This is a genomic window from Streptomyces sp. NBC_00252, assembly GCF_036187565.1.
GTDB lineage: Bacteria > Actinomycetota > Actinomycetes > Streptomycetales > Streptomycetaceae > Streptomyces.
In genome coordinates, this window is record NZ_CP108087.1 from 9148288 (window position 1) to 9168040 (window position 19753).

Genomic DNA, 19753 nt, shown 5'->3' on the forward strand with positions numbered 1-19753 from the left:
TTCCTCGACCCGACCGCCTCAGAGACTCGCCGCGTGGTCCGGGACGTACGTCTGCAGATCGCGCGGCGGACGCTCGTAGCCGGTGGACGGCGGGCGCGGCGGGAGTTCGAGGACCGGGGGCGCCACCTCGTGGTACGGGAGGGAGCCGAGGAGGTGGGCGATCATGTTCAGCCGGGCCCGGCGCTTGTCGTCACTCTCCACGACGGCCCAGGGGGCCTCGGAGATGTCGGTGTGCACCAGCATCTCGTCCTTCGCCCGCGAGTACGCCTCCCAGTGGGTGATGGACTCCAGGTCCATCGGTGACAGCTTCCAGCGCCGCAGCGGATCCTCCAGCCGCCGCCGGAACCGGTCCTGCTGCACCGAGTCGCTCACTGAGAACCAGTACTTGCGCAGCACGATCCCGTCCTCCACCAGCATCCGCTCGAAGATCGGGCACTGGCGCAGGAACAGCTGGTACTCCTCCTTGGTGCAGAAGCCCATCACACGCTCGACACCGGCCCGGTTGTACCAGGAGCGGTCGAACAGGACGATCTCGCCCGCGGCCGGGAGATGTTCGACGTAGCGCTGGAAGTACCACTGGGTGCGCTGGCGGTCGGTCGGCTTCGGCAGCGCGGCGATGCGCGCGACCCGGGGGTTGAGGTGCTCAGCGACCCGCTTGATGGTGCCGCCCTTGCCCGCCGCGTCCCGGCCCTCGAAGACGATGACGAGCCGGGTGCCCTCAGCCCGCACCCACTCCTGGAGCTTGACCAACTCGGTCTGCAGACGCAGCAGTTCGGTCTCGTACTTCTCACGCGGCAGCTTCGTCGCCTTCTTGCCGGCCATGCCGCCTCAACCCCTCGATGACGTGCGCTGTTTCCCGTGTCCAAGGTCGAACACCTGAACAGCACCGTACTGACCGGCGGAGGAGCGCGCACCCCGGATGCCCGCTCCGCCGGGTTTGCGGCGGGCGGCAACGGCAACCCGGACTCTGTGACAGCGATGACGACACAACAGGAACTCGTCCGTTTCCTGGAGGACCGCTTCGCCTGCGCACAGGCCTGCACAGACTGTTCGCGGGCCTGCGTGCTGCGCGTCAGCCGCTCCGGTCCGGACGCCACCGACCACGAGGCACTCGTACGGCGCAAGGCGCAGCTGTGCGCCGAGGTGTGCGACGCGACCTGCCGGATGCTCGCCGAGCAGAACCTCCAGGAGGAGCCCTCCCTGCGCTCGCAGGTCAAGTGGTGCCTGCTCGTCTGCCTGGAGTGCGCACAGGTCCTCGACGCCCAGCCCGGCGCCGAGGCGGACGCCCAGGCCTGCCGGGACTGCGCACGGGCGTGCACGGAGTTCCTGGCGACACTGAACTGACGGCCGCCCGCGACCACTTGACCGACGGGTGCCTCCGCCCTCTTGAGGGGCATTGCCGCCTCGCCATTCCCTATTTCTGGAACACGTTCTACGGTGTGCGCCGTCAGGACCGGCCTTGGGGAGCCTGGAGGCGCCGTGCATCTCGACTACACGCCCGAGCAGCAGCGGCTGCGCACCGAACTGCGCGCCTACTTCGCCGAGTTGGTGCCCGACCACGCCTACTCGCGCTACGACGACCCGGCCGCCCAGAAGCGCTTCTACCGCGAGACGATCCGGCGGCTCGGCGCGGACGGCTGGCTCGGGGTCGGCTGGCCCGAGGAGTTCGGCGGGCGCGGGCTGTCACCGATGGAACAGTTCATCTTCTTCGACGAGGCCGCGCAGGCCGGGGTACCGCTGCCGCTGATGGCGCTCAACACCGTCGGCCCGACGATCATGCGGTTCGGCACCGACGAGCAGAAGGCGTACTTCCTCCCGAAGATCCTCGCCGGCGAGATCGACTTCGCGATCGGCTACAGCGAGCCCGAGGCCGGCACCGACCTGGCCGCCCTGAAGACACGGGCGGTGCGGGACGGCGACGAGTACGTCGTGAACGGCCAGAAGATCTGGACCACCAACGGCGACACCGCCGACTGGGTCTGGCTCGCCGTCCGTACCGACCCCGAGGCCCCGCCGCACAAGGGCATCACCATGCTCCTCGTGCCGACCGCCGACCCCGGTTACAGCTGCACGGTGATCAACACCCTGGCCTCGCACGACACCACCGCCAGCTACTACGAGAACATCCGCGTCCCCGTCACCCGCCGCGTCGGCGCGGAGAACCAGGGCTGGCGCCTGATCACCAACCAGCTCAACCACGAGCGCGTCACCCTCGCCGCCCACGGCACCATGGCGATCCGCGCCCTGCACGACGTCCAGCACTGGGCCATGGAGACCAAGCTCGCCGACGGCCACCGCGTCGTCGACCTCCCCTGGGTCCGCCGCCTCCTCGCCCGCACCCACGCACGGCTCGACGCGATGAAACTCCTCAACTGGCAGATGGTGAACGCCGTCCAGGAAGGCACCCTCACCCCCCAGGACGCCTCCGCGGTCAAGGTCTACGGCTCCGAGGCCCGCCGCGACGCCTACGCCTGGCTCATGGAGACCGTCGCCGCGGCCGGCGCCCTGAAGGAGGGCTCGGCCGGCGCCGTCCTGCACGGCGAACTGGAGCGCGGCTACCGCTCCGCCGTCATCTTCACCTTCGGCGGCGGCAACAACGAGATCCAGCGGGAGATCATCTCGTGGATCGGGCTGGGGATGCCGAGGGTGCGGCGGTAGCCCGGGTCGTGCACCGCCGCAGGGAGGCGCGAGCGCCGAGCAGGGGTGGCCTTGGCCGAGGGGGGCGGCCTTAAATGCAGTACCCGCTGCACGGTCCCAGCCACAGCGGACCGCAGCCGCGGTCGGTCCAGTTGCAGTAGAACGGCGAGGCGTAGCACACGGTGTCGCAGCTTCCGGTCCCCGCGCACTGGGAATTGCAGTCGAGGACCTGGCCGCTCTGATCGCTCCGAGGAGTCACGCCTTGTGTGTCGGCAGGGCCCAGCGTCATGAGAACCGCCCGGGCCCCGCTCTCGCCGAACGCCGCCACAGCCGCCGTCTTCAGGTCTTCGGCGGCTGCTTCCTGCCGGCGCCCCGCGATGATCTGCGGTGCCGACCGTGTCGCGTGGTCCAGCACGGCGGACTGCTCGGCCGAGAGGCCGGGGTGCGTCTTCCGGTAGTCCGCGAAGTGCGCCACCCACAGGTCGCTCCGAGCCGAAGCGGACAGCGCGCCGTAGATGGCGCGCCGATAGTCCGCGGGGTAGGAGGCGAACTCGGAGTAGCCGGAGGGCAGCCGGTCGAGGTTGGCCTTCACCCATCGCGACGCCTTACTGCCCCGGGCGCGGGTCACGGCCTGCGCGGGGGAGGCTGCCAGGCCGCCGGTGACCAGAAACGTTCCCAGAGCCAGCCCCGGGACGGCCTTGAGGATTCCCCGACGGCTCGGAGACCGCAGCACATCGAGGTCCCGCAGCGCACGCACCACCCGCAGCGAGTCCGACGGCCCCAACAGCCGCGCCAGACGGAGGGACAGCGCGGTTCCGGTCCAGGCCCGCACGCGGTCGCCGTCGACCGCCAACAGGGTCGGGGCCCACTCGGCCCCTTCCCCCAGGGCACGCACCCGCAGGTCGCGAACACGGGGCTCCGTGAGGCCCGCGGTGGTCAGCGTGCCGTCGACGGACACCCGAACCCGATCCACCACTTCTTCGCAGAATCGACAGTCGGCGTCGAATGCCAAAATCCACTCGGTCACAAGATTCTCCCCGCGATGATGTGACAACCCGCCGCCTGGTGTTCGGGCGGTACGGGTCTTCACGCCGATCGGCAGCGCGTGGTGCGGCACTCCCGCGCGCTGCGCGACTACCTGAAGAGAGACCATTTGCCGAGGCGCCCGGAAGCGTCAATCACTTCGGTGAGGATCGAAATGCTTTACATCCGCGGGCAGTTCTCCTCGCGGCGCGCGAGATGCTCCGACGGCGCGTGACGCACCCGCCGTCAGCCTCCCTGCCGTCGTACGCCCGTCAGCTCCACGGCGGACCGGCACTCGGGGCCCACCAGCCTCCCCCGACAACTGCCCGCCACCGGCATCCTGTTGCTCTGTGATCCCGCCCCTGTGCCGCTACGCCTCCCGTCCCGGCATATTCTCCGGGCAGTGTGACGGCACGCGCCCGGGCCCGTACAAAGTCGGACGATCGCTCGCCATACTGGACGAGCCAGGGGAGGGCGGGACGAACACCGACGGGGGCGATCGCGGGAGATGGGGGACAGCAGGCTGATCCAGGGCCGCTACCGGCTGCTCGAACTGATCGGGCGCGGCGGCATGGGCGAGGTGTGGCGCGCGCGGGACGAGTCGCTCGGGCGGCATGTCGCCGTGAAGTGCCTCAAGCCGCTGGGTCCGCACCACGACCAGTCGTTCACCGGCGTCCTGCGCGAGCGGTTCCGGCGCGAGGCCCGGGTGGCGGCGGCCCTGCAGCACCGCGGTGTGACGGTCGTCCACGACTTCGGCGAGTCCGACGGGGTCCTCTACCTGGTGATGGAACTCCTCGACGGCCGCAACCTCTGCCAGCTCCTGGAGGACAACGAACAGCGGCCACTGCCCGTCGGTGACGTCGTCGACATCGCCGAACAGGTCGCCTCCGCCCTCGCCTACACCCACCAACAGGGCATCGTGCACCGGGACTTGAAGCCCGCGAACATCATGCGGCTGACCGACGGCACGGTGAAGATCTGCGACTTCGGCATCGCCCGCCTCGGCGCCGACATCGGCTTCACCTCCCGGCTCACCGGCACCGGCATCGCGATGGGCACCCCGCACTACATGTCGCCGGAACAGATCAGCGGCACCGAGGTCGACCAGCGCAGCGACCTCTACTCCTTCGGCTGCGTGCTGTACGAACTCACCACCGGGACACCGCCGTTCGACCTCGGCGACGCCTGGGCCATCCTCATCGGCCACCGGGACACCGCGCCCACCCCGCCGCGCACCCGGCGCCCCGAGGTGCCGGAGTACCTGGAGAAGGTCATCCTCGACCTGCTGGCCAAGCTCCCGGAACAACGCCCTTACGGCGCGCGGGAGGTGGGGCGCCGGATCGGCCTGGGCCGTACGACACCCGTGTACGTGCCGACCGTCGTGACCCCGCAGCCCCGGCTCCGCCCGGCCGAACCGGCGTCCGGCGAGCCGCGGCTGCCGTCCTGGACGCGCGGGATGACCACCGGCCACAAGGCGACCGGCGCCGGACTGCGCACCACCCCGCCCGACGCCGGAGCCGGGCTCACCGGCGAGTGGATCGCCCGCCCGACCAGCGGCCACGCCGAGGAACCGGTGCCCGAGTCCGCCTCCGCGCCGTCCCGGGAGATCCTCGACGGCCTGGCGGGACGCCACAACGCGGGCCTGAGCCTCGGGAGGCTGGGCCGCTGGGCGGAGGCCGGCGAGGTGCACCGCGCGGTCGCCGCCGAACGCCGGGACCTGCTGGGCCCCGACCATCCCGACACCCTGGCCAGCCGCTACGAACTCGGCTTCACCCTCAGCCGCACCGGCCGCCCCGCCGACGCCCTGCACGAGTACACCCACGTGGCCCGCGTCAGGGAACGGGCGCTGGGTGCCGACCACGCCGACACGCTCGCCGCCCGGCAGGAAATGGCGTACGTCCTGGGCCAGTTGGGCCGTCACTTCGACGCGCACCAGGTGTACACGTCCGTACTCGCCGCCCGGGAACGCACGATGGGCCCCGACCACCCGGACACCCTGCGCTGCCGCCACAACCTCGCCTTCAACCTCAGCAGACTCGGCCGCCTTGAGGACTCGTACCGCATGGCCCGCGAGGTCGCGGCTGCCCGCGCCCGCGTGCTGGGCCCCGGGCATCCCGACACCTTGGTCACCCGTTACGAAGTCGCCTACGCGCTCGGCCAGTTGGGCCGCTGGCCCGAGGCGCTGCAGACGTACAGCGAGGTCGCCGAGGCCCGTGCGCAGGCGCTCGGCCCCGACCACGCCGACACCCTCGCCGCCCGCTACGAGATCGGGATCAGCCTCGGCCGGCTCGGCCGCAGCGCCGACGCCCTCAAGCTCTACCGCGACCTCATCGACGACCGCACCCGCGTCCACGGCCCCGCCCACCCCGAGACCCTCCGCGCCCGGCACGGCCTCGGCGTCAACCTCGGACGCCTCGGCCGCTGGGAGGAGGCCCTCGCCGAGTCCCGCGACGTGTGCGCCATCCGTGAGCGCGTCCTGGGCGCCGACCACACCGACACCCTGGTCAGCCGCCGCGAGGTCGCCGTAGGCCTCGGCTGGCTCGGCCGCTGGGCCGACGCCCTCACCGAGTACCGCAGGGTCGCCAACGCCCGCGAGCGCGTCCTCGGCGCCGCCCACCCCGACACTCTCGCCAGCCGCAACGACGAGGCCCACTGCCTGGAACAGCTCGGCCGGAGCGCGGAAGCGGCCGAGCTGTACCGCCGGGTGGCGGCGCTACGGCAGGGCCGGGCGGCCAGCGGCCACTGAGAGCCGGGGCCAACCCCTCAAGGGCCAACGCCCCAAAGGGGCGCGGGGAACTGCGCGACCAGCCCCCACGGCGCAGCACCCGCGAAACAACCCAAGGACGCACAACGAACGCGCCCCTCACCCAGCCCACCCCTGGCCGACCTAGATCACCTCGTGTTACCAAGAACCATGCCTGCACACGAGGGACCCGGACACCGGACGTACGACGCCGTCATCGTCGGCGGTGGCCACAACGGCCTCGTCGCCGCCGCCTACCTGGCCCGCGCCGGCCGCTCCGTGCTCGTCCTGGAACGGCTTGCCGGCACCGGCGGCGCCGCCGTGTCGACGCGCCCCTTCCCCGGGGTCGACGCCCGGCTGTCCCGGTACTCGTACCTGGTCAGCCTGCTGCCCAAGAAGATCGTGCGGGACCTCGGCCTCGACTTCCGCGTCCGCGGGCGCACCATCTCGTCGTACACCCCCGCCGAACGCGACGGACGCCCCACCGGCCTCCTCGTCGGCGGCGGCGAGCGGCGCACCCGTGACGCCTTCGCCCGGCTGACCGGCGGCGACCGCGAGTACGCGGCCTGGCAGCGGCTCTACGGCATGACCGGCCGCCTCGCGCAGCGGGTCTTCCCCACGCTCACCGAACCGCTGCCCACCCGCGACGAACTGCGCCGCCGCGTCGACGACGAGGACGCCTGGCGGATGCTCTTCGAGGAGCCGATCGGTGTCGCGATCGAGGAGAACTTCACCGACGACCTGGTCCGGGGCGTCGTCCTCACCGACGCCCTCATCGGCACCTTCGCCGACGCCCACGACCCCACGCTCGCTCAGAACCGCTGCTTCCTCTACCACGTCATCGGCGGCGGAACCGGCGCCTGGGACGTGCCCGTCGGCGGCATGGGCGCCCTGACCGACGCGCTCGCCACCGCCGCGCGCGGGGCCGGCGCCGTACTCGCCACCGGGCACGAGGCCGTACGCATCGACACGGACGGGCGCGCCGCCGAGATCACCTACCGCACCGCCGAGGCCGAGGGCACCGTGGCCGCCCGGCACGTCCTGGTCGGCGCGTCCCCGCAGCAACTGGCCGCCCTCACCGGCGACGAGCCGCCCGCGCCCGCCGAGGGCGCCCAGCTCAAGGTCAACATGCTCCTCAAGCGGCTGCCCCGGCTGCGCGACACCTCCGTCGACCCGCGCGAGGCCTTCGCCGGCACCTTCCACATCGCCGAGGGCTACGACCAGCTGGCCGCCGCCCACGCCCAGGCCGCGTCCGGTTCGCTGCCCGCCGCACCGCCCTCCGAGATCTACTGCCACTCGCTCACCGACCCGAGCATCCTCGGCCGGGACCTCGTCGAGGACGGCTACCAGACCCTCACGCTCTTCGGCCTGCACACTCCGGCCCGCCTGTTCGAGCGGGACAACGACGCCGTACGGGAAGAGCTGTTGAAGGCGACGCTGGCCCAGCTGGACCACCACCTCGCCGAACCCCTCGCCGACTGCCTGGCCACCGATGCGGACGGCCGCCCCTGCATCGAGGCGAAGACCCCGCTCGACCTGGAACGCGACCTCAGGCTCCCCGGCGGCAACATCTTCCACCGCGAGCTGACCTGGCCCTACGCCCAGGACGACACCGGCCGCTGGGGCGTCGAGACCCGGCACGCGAACGTGCTGCTGTGCGGGGCGGGCGCGGTCAGGGGCGGCGGCGTGAGCGGGGTGCCCGGACACAACGCGGCGATGGCGGTGCTGGAGGCGGGGGAGTGACGTCCCCCGTCCGGGAGTTCTACGACGCGCTCGCCGCCGACTACCACCTGATCTTCCCGGACTGGGACACGAGCATGACCGCCCAGGCCCGGGCGCTCGACGGCATCGTCCGGGCACGGCTGGGCGCGGGGCCGTACCGGATGCTGGACTGCTCCTGCGGAATCGGCACCCAGGCGATCGGGCTGGCGAGGGCCGGACACCGCGTGGTCGGCAGCGATCTGAGCCCGGCCGCGGTCGCACGCGCCGCCGCGGAGGCCGCCGCCCGGGACGCCGTCCTCCCGGTGACCGTGGCGGACATGCGTGAACTCCCTTACCGGGACGCCGTGTTCGACGCCGTCGTGTGCGCCGACAACTCGCTGCCCCACCTGCTCACCGCCGACGACATACGCATCGCGCTGGCCGGTATGCGCCGAGTCCTCCGCGACGGCGGGCTGTTGCTGCTGACCGTCCGGGACTACGACGAGATCCGCGCCGCCCGCCCCACGTCCACGCCCCCGCAGGTGTCGACGACCGCCCGGGGCCGCGCGGTCACCTTCCAGCTGTGGCACTGGCACGACGACGGCGAACGCTACGACCTGGAGCACTTCCAGCTGTTCCCGGCGGCGGACGGCGGCTGGGAGGTGCGGGTACGGCGTACCGCGTACTGGGCGCTGACCCGCGGGGAGTTGAGCGACGCGGTGGCCGACTCGGGCTTCTCGGAGGTCGGTTGGCACGAGCCGGAGGCCAGTGGCTTCTACCAGCCCGTACTCACCGCGCGACGGGCCTAGCCGTCCGAGAAATCTGACGGAGCATCAGAAAAGGCCTTCCGTCGTCCGGAGGACTGCGGCATTCTGCGCCCATGCAGACGGAGTTGAGCAAGAAACTGGGAGTCGAGCACGCCATTTTCGGCTTCACGCCGTTCCCCGCCGTCGCCGCGGCCATCAGCCGGGCCGGCGGTTTCGGAGTGCTCGGCGCGGTCCGCTACACCGCACCCGACGACCTCAAGCGCGACCTCGACTGGCTGGAGGCCCACGTCGAGGGGATGCCGTACGGCCTCGACGTCGTCATGCCGGCGAAGAAGGTCGAGGGCGTCACCGAGGCCCAGGTCGAGGCGATGATCCCGGAAGGGCACCGGCGGTTCGTCACCGAGACCCTGGCCAAGTACGGCGTGCCCGAACTCGCCGAGGGCGAGGTGTCCGGCTGGCGCATCACCGGGTGGATGGAACAGGTCGCCCGCAACCAGCTCGACGTCGCCTTCGACTACCCGATCAAGCTGCTCGCCAACGCCCTAGGCTCCCCGCCCGCCGATGTCGTCGCCCGCGCACATGACCGGAACGTCCTCGTCGCCGCCCTCGCCGGCAGCGCCCGGCACGCCCGCAAGCACGCGGAGGGCGGCATCGACATCGTCGTGGCCCAGGGCTACGAGGCGGGCGGGCACACCGGCGAGATCGCCTCCATGGTGCTCACGCCCGAGGTCGTCGAGGCCGTCGATCCCCTGCCCGTACTGGCCGCGGGCGGCATCGGCAGCGGACAGCAGGTGGCCGCCGCGCTCAGCCTCGGCGCGCAGGGCGTGTGGCTGGGCTCCCTGTGGCTGACCACCACGGAGGCCGACATGCACTCGCCCGGTGTGACCCGCAAACTGCTCGCCGCCGGGTCAGGCGACACCGTCCGCTCCCGCGCCCTGACCGGCAAACCGGCCCGCCAGCTGCGCACCGAGTGGACCGACGCCTGGGACGACGCGGACGGCCCGGGCACCCTCCCGATGCCGCTGCAGGGCCTGTTGGTCGCCGACGCCGTCTCCCGCATCCAGAAGTACGAGATCGAACCACTGCTCGGCACCCCCGTCGGCCAGATCGTCGGCCGCATGAACAGCGAACGCAGCGTCCAGGCCGTCTTCGACGACCTCACCCACGGCTTCGAGCAAGCCGTCGACCGCATCAACCGCATCGCCGGAAGGAGCGGACAGTCGTGAGCACACCTCCCACCGGATTCTGGGCCCAGGCCGCGCAGAACCCCCACCGCACGGTCCTCGTCGCACCCGACGGCGAGGAGTGGACGGCCGGCCGGCTGCTCGCCGCCACCAACCAGCTCGTCCACGGTCTGCGCGCCGCCGGGCTCGAACGCGGTGACGCCTTCGCGGTCGTGCTGCCCAACGGAGTCGAGTTCTTCACGGCCCATCTGGCCGCCAGCCAGGCCGGGTTCTACCTCGTGCCCGTCAACCACCACTTCGTCGCACCCGAGATCGCCTGGATCGTCGCCGACTCCGGCGCCAAGGTGATCATCGCGCACGAACGGTTCGCGGAGCCCGTCCGCCAGGCCGCCGACGAGGCGGGGCTGCCCGCCACCCACCGGTACGCGGTCGGCACGGTCGAGGGCTTCCGGCCGTACGCCGAACTCCTCGACGGGCAGCCGGAGTCGGAGCCCGAGGACCGCACCCTCGGCTGGGTCATGAACTACACCTCCGGCACCACGGGACGCCCCCGGGGCATCCGCCGCCCCCTGCCGGGAAAGCCTCCCGAGTCCGCCTACCTCGGCGGGTTCCTCGGCATCTTCGGCATCAAGCCGTTCGACGACAACGTGCACCTGGTCTGCTCGCCGCTCTACCACACGGCCGTCCTCCAGTTCGCGGGCGCCAGCCTGCACATCGGGCACCGCCTGGTCCTGATGGACAAGTGGACCCCGGAGGAGATGCTCCGCCTCATCGACCGCGAGAAGTGCACCCACACCCACATGGTCCCCACCCAGTTCCACCGCCTCCTCGCCCTCCCCGAGGACACACGGGCGCGCTACGACGTCTCGTCCATGCGGCACGCCATCCACGGCGCCGCGCCCTGCCCCGACCATGTGAAGCGGGCGATGATCGACTGGTGGGGCCACTGCGTGGAGGAGTACTACGCGGCCAGCGAGGGCGGCGGTGCCTTCGCGACCGCCGAGGACTGGCTGAAGAAGCCCGGCACGGTCGGCAAGGCCTGGCCCATCAGCGAGCTCGCGGTCTTCGACGACGACGGCAAGCGGCTCCCGCCCGGTGAACTCGGCACGGTCTACATGAAGATGAGCACCGGCGGCTTCGCCTACCACAAGGACGAGGCCAAGACGCGGAAGAACCGCATCGGCGACTTCTTCACCGTCGGTGACCTCGGCTACCTCGACGAGGACGGCTACCTCTTCCTCCGCGACCGCAAGATCGACATGATCATCTCGGGCGGCGTCAACATCTACCCGGCCGAGATCGAGTCCGCGCTCCTCGCCCATCCCGCCGTCGCCGACGCCGCCGCCTTCGGCATCCCGCACGACGACTGGGGCGAGGAGGTCAAGGCCGTCGTCGAACCGTCCCCCGGCCACGAGCCGGGACCCTCCCTCGCCGCCGCCCTCCTCGACCACTGCGCCGAGCAACTCGCCGGCTACAAACGGCCCAAGAGCATCGACTTCATCACCGAGATGCCCCGCGACCCCAACGGCAAGCTCTACAAGCGCCGACTGCGGGAGCCGTACTGGGAGGGACGGACCCGGCCCATGTGAGGAGAGCCTGTGTGGCGGCGGCCTCCGTGCGGACAGCACATGTGGGCACGGCCCATGTGGCGCGGGACCACCCCGACCGTCCCGCTTGACCTGCCCGGGCGGCGCACCGAGGATCATGTGTCATGACGCCCGGACACGGCAGCACGGTTGACGGGGTACTGCGACGCAGTGCCCGGCGCACTCCCGCACGCGTGGCGGTGGACTACGGCGAGCGCTCCTGGACGTACGAGGAACTCGACGACGCCGTCTCCCGCGCGGCGACCGTGCTCCTCGACCAGGGACTCACGCCGGGCGACCGCGTCGGCTCCTACGGCCACAACTCGGACGCCTACCTGATCGGCTTCCTCGCCTGCGCCCGCGCGGGCCTCGTGCACGTCCCGGTCAACCACAACCTCACCGGCGACGACCTCGCGTACATCGTCGGCCAGTCCGGCAGCACGCTGGTGCTCACCGACCCCGACCTCGCCGGTCAACTCCTCGATGACGTAAGGACGTTGCCGCTGCGGAACGCGGACGACTCGCTGCTGGACCGGCTGCCGTCCGCCGAGCCCTACGACGGGCCCGAGCCGCGCACCGAGGACCTGGTGCAGCTGCTCTACACCTCGGGGACGACCGCCCTCCCCAAGGGCGCGATGCTCACCCACCGCGCCCTGGTGCACGAGTACCTGAGCGCGATCACCGCCCTGGACCTGAGCGCCGGTGACCGGCCCGTGCACTCGCTGCCGCTGTACCACTCGGCGCAGATGCACGTGTTCCTGCTGCCGTACCTGGCGGTCGGGGCGACCAACATCATCCTCGACGCGCCCGACGGCGACCGGCTCTTCGACCTGATCGAGGCCGGGCGCGTGGACAGCCTGTTCGCCCCGCCCACGGTGTGGATCGGCCTCGCCAACCGGCCCGACTTCGCGACCCGCGACCTCAGCGGGCTCCGCAAGGCGTACTACGGCGCGTCGATCATGCCGGTGCCCGTCCTGGAACGGCTGCGCGAACGGCTGCCCAAGCTGGCGTTCTACAACTGCTTCGGGCAGAGCGAGATCGGCCCGCTCGCCACCGTCCTGGGCCCCGACGAGCACAAAGGCCGGATGGACTCCTGCGGCCGGCCCGTCCTGTTCGTGGACGCGCGGGTGGTCGACGAGGAGGGCAAGGACGTGCCCGACGGCACACCCGGTGAAGTCGTCTACCGCTCACCGCAGTTGTGCGAGGGCTACTGGGACAAGCCAGAGGAGACGGCCGCCGCCTTCCGCGACGGCTGGTTCCACTCCGGCGACCTCGCGGTACGGGACGCGCACGGCTTCTTCACCGTCGTCGACCGGGTGAAGGATGTCATCAACTCCGGTGGCGTACTGGTCGCTTCACGCCAGGTCGAGGACGTGCTCTACACCCACGAAGGCGTCGCCGAGGTCGCCGTGATCGGCCTCCCCGACGACCGCTGGATCGAGGCCGTCACCGCGGTCGTCGTCCCGCGCGGCGAGGTCACCGAGTCCCAACTCATCGACCACGCAAAGGAGAAGCTCGCCCACTTCAAGGCACCCAAGCGGGTCGTGTTCGTGGACGAGCTGCCGCGGAACGCCAGCGGAAAGATCCTGAAGCGGGAGCTGCGCGAGCGGTTCAGCAGCTGAGCTACCCTGGCGAGTAGTTGACGCCGGGGCCGTGCGCGCCTCCGCCCCGGCGATCGTCTTCCGCAACACCTCGCGGGCCGGGGCGGTTTCGGCGGCACGGTGGTCCAGCCCTGTTCCCCACCCGGGCGCACCCGGAACGGGCTGATCAGGGCGTGCGGAGGTCCATGATCCGCCGGATCTTGCCCACGCTGCGCTCCAGCGATTCCGGTTCCACGATCTCGACCGCGACGGAGACACCGATGCCGTCCTTCACGGCCGCGGTGATGCTGCGGGCCGCCGCCTCCCGGGTCTCGGGGGTGGCGCCGGGACGCGCCTCGGCCCGTACCGTGAGGGCGTCGAGGCGTCCCTCACGCGTGAGCCGGAGCTGGAAGTGGGGTGCGACGCCCGGGGTGCGCAGGACGATCTCCTCGATCTGGGTGGGGAAGAGGTTCACCCCGCGCAGGATCACCATGTCGTCGCTGCGGCCGGTGACCTTCTCCATGCGCCGGAAGGCCGGCCGGGCGGTGCCGGGCAGCAGCCGGGTGAGGTCGCGGGTGCGGTAACGGATCACCGGCATGGCCTCCTTGGTGAGCGAGGTGAACACCAACTCGCCCTGCTCACCCGCCGGGAGGACCTCACCGGTGATCGGGTCGACGACCTCCGGGAAGAAGTGGTCCTCCCAGATGTGCAGCCCGTCCTTGGTCTCCACACACTCCTGCGCGACCCCGGGGCCGATCACCTCGGACAGCCCGTAGATGTCGACCGCGTCGATCGCGAACCGCTCCTCGATCTCCCGCCGCATCTCCTCCGTCCACGGCTCGGCCCCGAAGACGCCCACCTGAAGAGAGGTCCCGCGCGGGTCGATGCCCTGGCGCTCGAACTCGTCGAGGAGGGTCAGCATGTAGGACGGGGTGACCATGATGACCTCGGGCCTGAAGTCCTGGATGATCTGCACCTGGCGGGCCGTCATGCCGCCGGACGCGGGGATGACCGTACAGCCCAGGCGTTCGGCACCGTAGTGAGCGCCCAGGCCACCGGTGAACAGCCCATAGCCGTAGGCCACATGCACCTTGTGACCGGGCCGTCCGCCCGCGGCGCGGATGGAACGGGCCACCATGTCGGCCCACATGGAAAGGTCGTTCTCCGTGTAGCCGACCACTGTGGGGCGTCCGGTGGTGCCGCTCGACGCGTGGATACGGCGGATCTGTTCCTCGGGGACGGCGAACATGCCGAAGGGGTAGTTCTCGCGCAGGTCGCCCTTGGCGGTGAACGGGAAGAGGGCGAGGTCGGAGAGGGTCCGGCAGTCGTCCGGGTGGACTCCGGCCGCGTCGAAGGACCGGCGGTAGAAGGGCACGTTCACGTAGGCGTGCCGGAGCGAGGCCCGAAGCCGCTCCAACTGCAGTGTCCTGAGCGCGTCCTGGTCGAGCCGTTCCCCCGAGTCGAGCAGCTCCGCCGCGTCCGCCATCGGCGCACCCCTTCGTCAATGGTGCTATTTCGGGCGACCGATCATTCGGTCGATGTGTGTGGGATCAGTAATCCAGCCACGCACCCACCGGGGCAAGAGGTCTGCCCCCACTTTCTCGACGCGTCGCCCGGACGAAGGGCCGCGCGGGAAGCGACGGCAGGGGGAACCGCCTTGCGGTGGCGGGCGGTTGACGGTGAGGATCGACCCCATGCCCACCTTCACCGCCACCGACGGCACCGAACTCGCCTACCACGTGCGGGGTGAGGGCGAGCCGCTGGTCGTCCTGCCCGGCGGGCCCATGCGGGCCTCCGTCTACCTGGGTGACCTGGGTGGACTGACCGCACACCGGCGGCTGATCCTGCTCGACCTCCGGGGTACGGGCGACTCCGCGACACCGGCCGACCGGGCGTCGTACCGCTGCGACCGGCTGGTCGACGACGTGGAAGTGTTGCGCGCCCACATGGGGTTGGAGCACATGGACCTGCTCGCGCACTCGGCGGGCGGCAGCCTCGCGATGCTGTACGCGGCCCGGTACCCGGAGCGGGTGGCGCGGCTGGCGCTCATCACCGCCACGCCCTGGGCGCTCGGCATGCCGGCCACGGCCGGGGACCGGCTCGCCGCGGCGCGGCTGCGGAAGGGGGAGCCCTGGTTCGAGGGCGCGTACCCGGCGTTCGAGGCTTGGCTGGCGGGCACGGGGGACTTCGACCCGGCCATCGAGCCCTTCTTCTACGGCAGTTGGGACGCCGTCACCGCGAAGCACTGCGCGCTCGCCGACGAGCAGTGCAACGACGAGGCCGCCGAGCTCTACTTCTCCGAGGGCGCCTTCGACCCGCCCGCCACCCTGGCCGCCCTCGCGGAGCTGCCCGCACCCGCGCTGGTCCTCGCGGGCGAACTGGACGGCGGTCCCCGGCCCGACCTCGCCCGCCGCAGCGCCGACGCCTTCCGCCAGGCCGAGTTGGCGGTGCAGCCGGGTGCCGGGCACTACCCGTGGCTCGACGACCCGGCGTGGTTCGTGCGCCGGGTCACCGCGTTCCTCGAAGGGTGAGGCCTACTTCGCGTACGCCGTCATGAAGCGGTCCCGGAACTTGTCCATGCCCAGCACCGGAGCGCTGTCGGCCGGCTTGAGCCCGTCCGTCCAGCCCCAGCTGGAGATCTTGTCCAGCACCTTCGGGTCGTGGGCGACGATGGTGATCGGCACGTCCCGGTCGGCGGTGCCGCCGGTGACCGTCGGCACGGGCTGGTGGTCGCCGAGGAAGACGAGGACGGTGTTCTTGTTGCCGTAGCGCTGGACCCACTGGGTCAGGCTGTCCACGGAGTACTGGATGGCCTTGCGGTACTCGGTGCGCACGCGCTTCGCGCTCTTCCAGACCTCCGTCGGGTTCGTGCCCTCCTTCTTGATCTGGTTGAAGATCGTGCCGTCCCCGAGCTGGTTCCACGGGATCGTGTGGGCGATCGGCGACCAGGGGTTGTGGCTGGAGGCCAGGATGATCTCCGCCATGATCGGGTCGCGGTTCTTCTTGCCGTACTCGAGCTTCTCGAAGGACTCCAGGCTGAACTGGTCCGGCACCGGCGTCCAGCTGAAGTACGGTCCCTGGTACCCGAGATGGGTCGAGTCGTAGATGTTGTCGAGGCCGAAGTACTTGCCCTCGGGCCACGACTTGCGCACCCCGGGGACGATGCCGACCGTGCGCCAGGCGCCGGTCTTCTGGAAGTAGCTGGTGAGGGTCGCGCGGGTGCTGGTGGTGACGGTCCGGTAGCGCTGCTGGTTCTTGATCCACAGGCCGGACAGGAACGTCGAGTGGGCGAGCCAGCTGCCCGCGCCCGTGACCGGCGACCTGAGCCAGGCGCTGCGCGAGGAGAACCCGGCCGCCTTCAGCCGCGCGTCGCCCGCCGTGAGCGTCTTGTCCATCTCCGGCGCCATCGTCGGGTCGTCGAGCGCGACGCGGCCGTAGCTCTCGATGAACGTGAACAGCACGTCCTTGCCGCGCAGGCCGGTCAGGAGCTGGTCGGGCGGGGTCTTCGCGAAGGCGTCCACGGTGAGCTGCTTCTTGAAGACGTCGGCGTCACCGAGGCCCTCGCGGACGTACTTCACGCGGTTGGAGAGGAACTGGCTGTAGCCCTTGGTCGCGAGGGTGACACCGCCGACCTGCACGCTCAGCGTGAAGCACATGATCCACACGACACCGAGGACGAGAGTGGTGCGTACGGCCATGGGACGGTGCTTGGCCAGCACGTCCGCGAGACGCACCATCGCGAGCGCGCTGCCCGCGAGCACCGCGATCAGCAGGACGATCACCCCGATGATCGCGAGCACCTCGCCCGAGTGACCGAACGAGTCCTTCATCCAGTCCGCCGCGTCGCTCAGCAGGACCCAGTCGAAGACCAGGTCGAACGGCCGCGCCAGCGTCTCGTAGAAGCCCATGTCGAGGCACTTCAGGACGGTGGACAGCCCGACGAACGCACCCGTGACCACGGCCGCGATCCGCCGCGCCCGCGCGGGCAGCACGAGCAGCACCACCGCCAGCACGATCAGCTCCACGGGCAGCCGCAGAAACGACTGGAACGACATCCGGTCGAGCCGGTCCGGCACGACCAGCGCCACGAGCAACAACGCACCGGCCAACACGCTCGTCCCCACGCGCACGACCCGCGCGGCCAGAGGGAAGCGGGTCCGCCAGCCGAACAAGCCTGCGCGGGAAGGGAGTTGGGGCGAAGGTCCGTCGGACTGGGCGTCGGCGTCCGCGTCGCCGTCGGACTGCGCGGCCTCGGCGGAATCTGCGGGGTGGGCGGAGTCCGTGGAGTCGGCGGGCTCCGTGCTGTCCGCCGAGTCGGTGGGCCGAGTGGACTCCGAGGGCTCGGCAGGCGCCACGGGGGTCGCGGGCTCAGCGGGTTCGACGGCATCGGCGGGCGTGGCCGGTACGTCAGCGTCGGCAGAGGCCGGCTTCTTGGCGGGGTCGGGTGCGTCCGCAGGATCAACTGCCTTGGCTGAGTCGGCGGTGTCGGTCGGGTCCGTTGAGGCGTCCGGCTTGTCGGAGTCGGCTCCGTCGGGGGTTTTCGCGGACCCGGTGTCGCCGCTCGGCTCGTCCGGTGTGGCCGGCTCGGGTGGGGCCTGTTGTTCGGGTGGGGTCGCGGCCTCCGGCGCCGCTGTCGGGTCGGTCTCCCCGGTGGCTTTCTGCTGTGCCAATGGGTGAGAGCGAGTGAAGAGCGGCACCCGAACGTCCTTCCGTGCTGAGCCCGGTGATGGCATGACGGACCTGGCCCGGGCCACCAGATCCGTCACCATCAGTACGGCCGCACGCTACCGCCAGTTCAAACTGCCCTGCTCATTGACCCACTGTTGACTCACTGAGCTGCGGCGACCGCCACCTCCCGCGCCCACCGGTAGTCCGCCTTGCCGCTCGGCGACCGCTGGATGGAGTCCGCGAACACCAGCTGGCGCGGGATCTTGTACCCGGCGAGATGGGTACGGCAGTGCGTCTGGATGTCGTCCAGGGACGGCCGCTCCGCACCCGGGCGCAGTTCCACGACGGCCGCGACATGGTTGCCCCACTTCGCGTCCGGCACCCCGGCCACGAGCGCGTCGTAGACATCCGGATGCGACTTGAGCGCCTGCTCGACCTCCTCCGGATACACCTTCTCCCCACCGGTGTTGATGCACTGCGAGCCCCGGCCGAGGACCGTGACGACACCCTCCTCGTCCACGGTCGCCATGTCACCGAGCAGCACCCAGCGTTGGCCGCCCTTCTCGAAGAAGGTCTCGGCGGTCTTCCGCGGGTCGTTGTAGTAGCCGAGCGGCACATGGCCGCACTGCGCGACCCGGCCGATCTCACCGACGGCGACGGGTTCGTACGTGGCCGGATCGACCACCTGCGTACGGGAGTTGACCCGGATGCGGAAGGACTTCCCGGCGCCGGAGTCGGCCGTCGCCGTACCGTTGAAACCTGACTCGGACGAGCCGTAGTTGTTCAGCAGCATCGTGTTCGGGAGCAGCTCCTGGAACTGCCGCCGCACCGTCTCCGACATGATCGCGCCGGACGACGAGACACTGAACATCGACGAGCAGTCGGTTCCCTTCATCGGCCCGTTGAGAGCGTCGATCAGCGGACGGAGCATCGCGTCCCCGACCAGGGACATGCTGCTGACCTTCTCCTTCTCGATGGTCCGCAATACCTCCTCCGGCACGAACTTCCGGTGGATCACGATGCGTTGGCCGAAGTTGAAGCCGATGAACGCAGTCAGCGTGGAGGTGCCGTGCATCAGCGGGGGAGTGGGGAAGAACGTGATCCCGGCCCCGCCAGCCGCGACCCGCTCGGCCAACTCCTGTGGTTTCTTCACCGGTTCACCGGTCGGCGCACCACCGCCGAGCCCCGAGAAGAACAGGTCCTCCTGACGCCACATCACACCCTTGGGCATCCCGGTCGTGCCGCCGGTGTAGATGATGAACTGGTCGTCCGGCGACCGTGCCGGGAATCCGCGCTCGGGCGATCCGGTGGCCTCGGCGTCCGCGAACGCCACGGCGGGCACGTCCGGCCCCTCCGCGGGCGGCGCTCCCACCCGGACCAGATGCCGCAGTTGCTCCGCACGCGGCAGCGCGGCGGCCACCCGCTCCGTGAACTCCGTGTCGAAGACCAGCGCCACGAGGTCGGCGTCCCGGTAGAGGTACACCAACTCCTCTTCCACGTAGCGGTAGTTGACGTTGACCGGTACGACCCGCGCCTTCAGGCAGCCCAGCACCGTCTGCAGGTACTCGACGCCGTTGTAGAGATGGAGCCCGAGATGCTCACCCGGGCGGATCCCGGTGTCGATCAGATGATGGGCGATCCGGTTCGCCGCCGCGTCCAACTCCGCGTAGGTCAGGCGGCGTTCCGCGCCCGTGCCCGGGTGGTCGATGTACACGAGCGCCTCGCGGTCCGGGACCACGTCGACGACCGACTCGAACAGGTCGGCAATGTTGTACTCCACCACTCCTCCTGACGTCGGTTCGCCGGTCATCAGAGCAAAGGGCGCGGCAACTGTGAAGGGTCCGCGCAGAAGAAATCTGACTGA

14 protein-coding genes are annotated in these 19753 nt (G+C 70.8%); 9 read left to right on the top strand and 5 right to left on the bottom strand.

The genetic code is table 11. From position 1 onward, the window contains the following. Positions 1-18 precede the first annotated feature (18 nt). Complete coding sequence (gene ppk2 / locus OHT77_RS40745) at positions 19-822, bottom strand: polyphosphate kinase 2 (RefSeq protein WP_328833380.1); 804 nt, start codon at positions 820-822, stop codon at positions 19-21. A 156-nt stretch (positions 823-978) separates the two neighbouring features. Here ppk2 and OHT77_RS40750 point away from each other — a divergent pair, with 156 nt between their 5' ends. Both OHT77_RS40750 and OHT77_RS40755 read left to right on the top strand, forming a co-directional pair. Then, complete coding sequence (locus OHT77_RS40750) at positions 979-1344, top strand: ferredoxin (RefSeq protein WP_328834476.1); 366 nt, start codon at positions 979-981, stop codon at positions 1342-1344. 135 nt (positions 1345-1479) lie between these two features. After that, complete coding sequence (locus tag OHT77_RS40755) at positions 1480-2658, top strand: acyl-CoA dehydrogenase family protein (protein ID WP_328833381.1); 1179 nt, start codon at positions 1480-1482, stop codon at positions 2656-2658. A 70-nt stretch (positions 2659-2728) separates the two neighbouring features. Here OHT77_RS40755 and OHT77_RS40760 read toward each other — a convergent pair whose 3' ends face one another. Continuing rightward, positions 2729-3595 carry a bacteriocin fulvocin C-related protein gene (locus tag OHT77_RS40760; RefSeq protein WP_328833382.1) on the bottom strand — a complete coding sequence of 289 codons (867 nt, stop codon included), beginning with the start codon at positions 3593-3595 and terminating at the stop codon, positions 2729-2731. Positions 3596-4168: 573 nt separating this feature from the next. Between OHT77_RS40760 and OHT77_RS40765 the strand changes: the two genes are divergently transcribed. The 6 genes from OHT77_RS40765 to OHT77_RS40790 all read left to right on the top strand — a co-directional run bounded on the left by OHT77_RS40765 (position 4169) and on the right by OHT77_RS40790 (position 13263). After that, the gene (locus OHT77_RS40765) at positions 4169-6406 is read left to right on the top strand and encodes a serine/threonine-protein kinase (RefSeq protein WP_328833383.1); all 2238 of its coding nucleotides are present in this window, start codon (positions 4169-4171) and stop codon (positions 6404-6406) included. Positions 6407-6574: 168 nt separating this feature from the next. Next, complete coding sequence (locus OHT77_RS40770; protein WP_328833384.1) at positions 6575-8146, top strand: phytoene desaturase family protein; 1572 nt, start codon at positions 6575-6577, stop codon at positions 8144-8146. Beyond that, entirely contained in the window at positions 8143-8913 is a 771-nt protein-coding gene (locus OHT77_RS40775; protein WP_328833385.1) for a class I SAM-dependent methyltransferase, read from the top strand. The genes OHT77_RS40770 and OHT77_RS40775 overlap by 4 nt, the downstream gene beginning before the upstream one ends. Before the next feature lie 71 nt (positions 8914-8984). Next, positions 8985-10097, top strand: a complete 1113-nt coding sequence (locus OHT77_RS40780) for an NAD(P)H-dependent flavin oxidoreductase (protein WP_266774831.1) — start codon at positions 8985-8987, stop codon at positions 10095-10097. Beyond that, positions 10094-11644, top strand: coding sequence for an acyl-CoA synthetase (locus OHT77_RS40785; protein ID WP_328833386.1), 1551 nt, complete (start codon positions 10094-10096; stop codon positions 11642-11644). Before OHT77_RS40780 ends, OHT77_RS40785 begins: the two co-directional genes overlap by 4 nt. A 122-nt stretch (positions 11645-11766) precedes the next feature. Beyond that, the gene (locus OHT77_RS40790; RefSeq protein WP_328833387.1) at positions 11767-13263 is read left to right on the top strand and encodes an acyl-CoA synthetase; all 1497 of its coding nucleotides are present in this window, start codon (positions 11767-11769) and stop codon (positions 13261-13263) included. A gap of 145 nt (positions 13264-13408) precedes the next feature. Here OHT77_RS40790 and paaK read toward each other — a convergent pair whose 3' ends face one another. Further along, positions 13409-14707: a phenylacetate--CoA ligase PaaK gene (gene paaK, locus OHT77_RS40795; RefSeq protein ID WP_328833388.1), complete on the bottom strand. Its 1299-nt coding sequence runs from the start codon at positions 14705-14707 to the stop codon at positions 13409-13411. 208 nt (positions 14708-14915) lie between these two features. Between paaK and OHT77_RS40800 the strand changes: the two genes are divergently transcribed. Beyond that, positions 14916-15752: an alpha/beta fold hydrolase gene (locus OHT77_RS40800; protein ID WP_328833389.1), complete on the top strand. Its 837-nt coding sequence runs from the start codon at positions 14916-14918 to the stop codon at positions 15750-15752. Between the two features lie 3 nt (positions 15753-15755). Here OHT77_RS40800 and OHT77_RS40805 read toward each other — a convergent pair whose 3' ends face one another. Beyond that, on the bottom strand, positions 15756-17345 hold the full coding sequence (locus OHT77_RS40805; RefSeq protein WP_328834477.1) for a sulfatase: 1590 nt from the start codon (positions 17343-17345) through the stop codon (positions 15756-15758). A 704-nt stretch (positions 17346-18049) separates the two neighbouring features. Further along, positions 18050-19669 (bottom strand): acyl-CoA synthetase, encoded by a 1620-nt coding sequence (locus tag OHT77_RS40810; RefSeq protein ID WP_328833390.1) that lies wholly within the window; start codon positions 19667-19669, stop codon positions 18050-18052. Between the last annotated feature and the right edge of the window lie 84 nt (positions 19670-19753).

Bases quoted from the DNA above. Each gene is read 5' to 3' on its own strand.
- ppk2 (WP_328833380.1), bottom strand. From the start codon at position 822: ATGGCCGGCAAGAAGGCGACGAAGCTGCCGCGTGAGAAGTACGAGACC.
- OHT77_RS40750 (WP_328834476.1), top strand. From the start codon at position 979: ATGACGACACAACAGGAACTCGTCCGTTTCCTGGAGGACCGCTTCGCC.
- OHT77_RS40765 (WP_328833383.1), top strand. From the start codon at position 4,169: ATGGGGGACAGCAGGCTGATCCAGGGCCGCTACCGGCTGCTCGAACTG.
- OHT77_RS40770 (WP_328833384.1), top strand. From the start codon at position 6,575: ATGCCTGCACACGAGGGACCCGGACACCGGACGTACGACGCCGTCATC.
- OHT77_RS40780 (WP_266774831.1), top strand. From the start codon at position 8,985: ATGCAGACGGAGTTGAGCAAGAAACTGGGAGTCGAGCACGCCATTTTC.
- OHT77_RS40790 (WP_328833387.1), top strand. From the start codon at position 11,767: ATGACGCCCGGACACGGCAGCACGGTTGACGGGGTACTGCGACGCAGT.
- paaK (WP_328833388.1), bottom strand. From the start codon at position 14,707: ATGGCGGACGCGGCGGAGCTGCTCGACTCGGGGGAACGGCTCGACCAG.
- OHT77_RS40800 (WP_328833389.1), top strand. From the start codon at position 14,916: ATGCCCACCTTCACCGCCACCGACGGCACCGAACTCGCCTACCACGTG.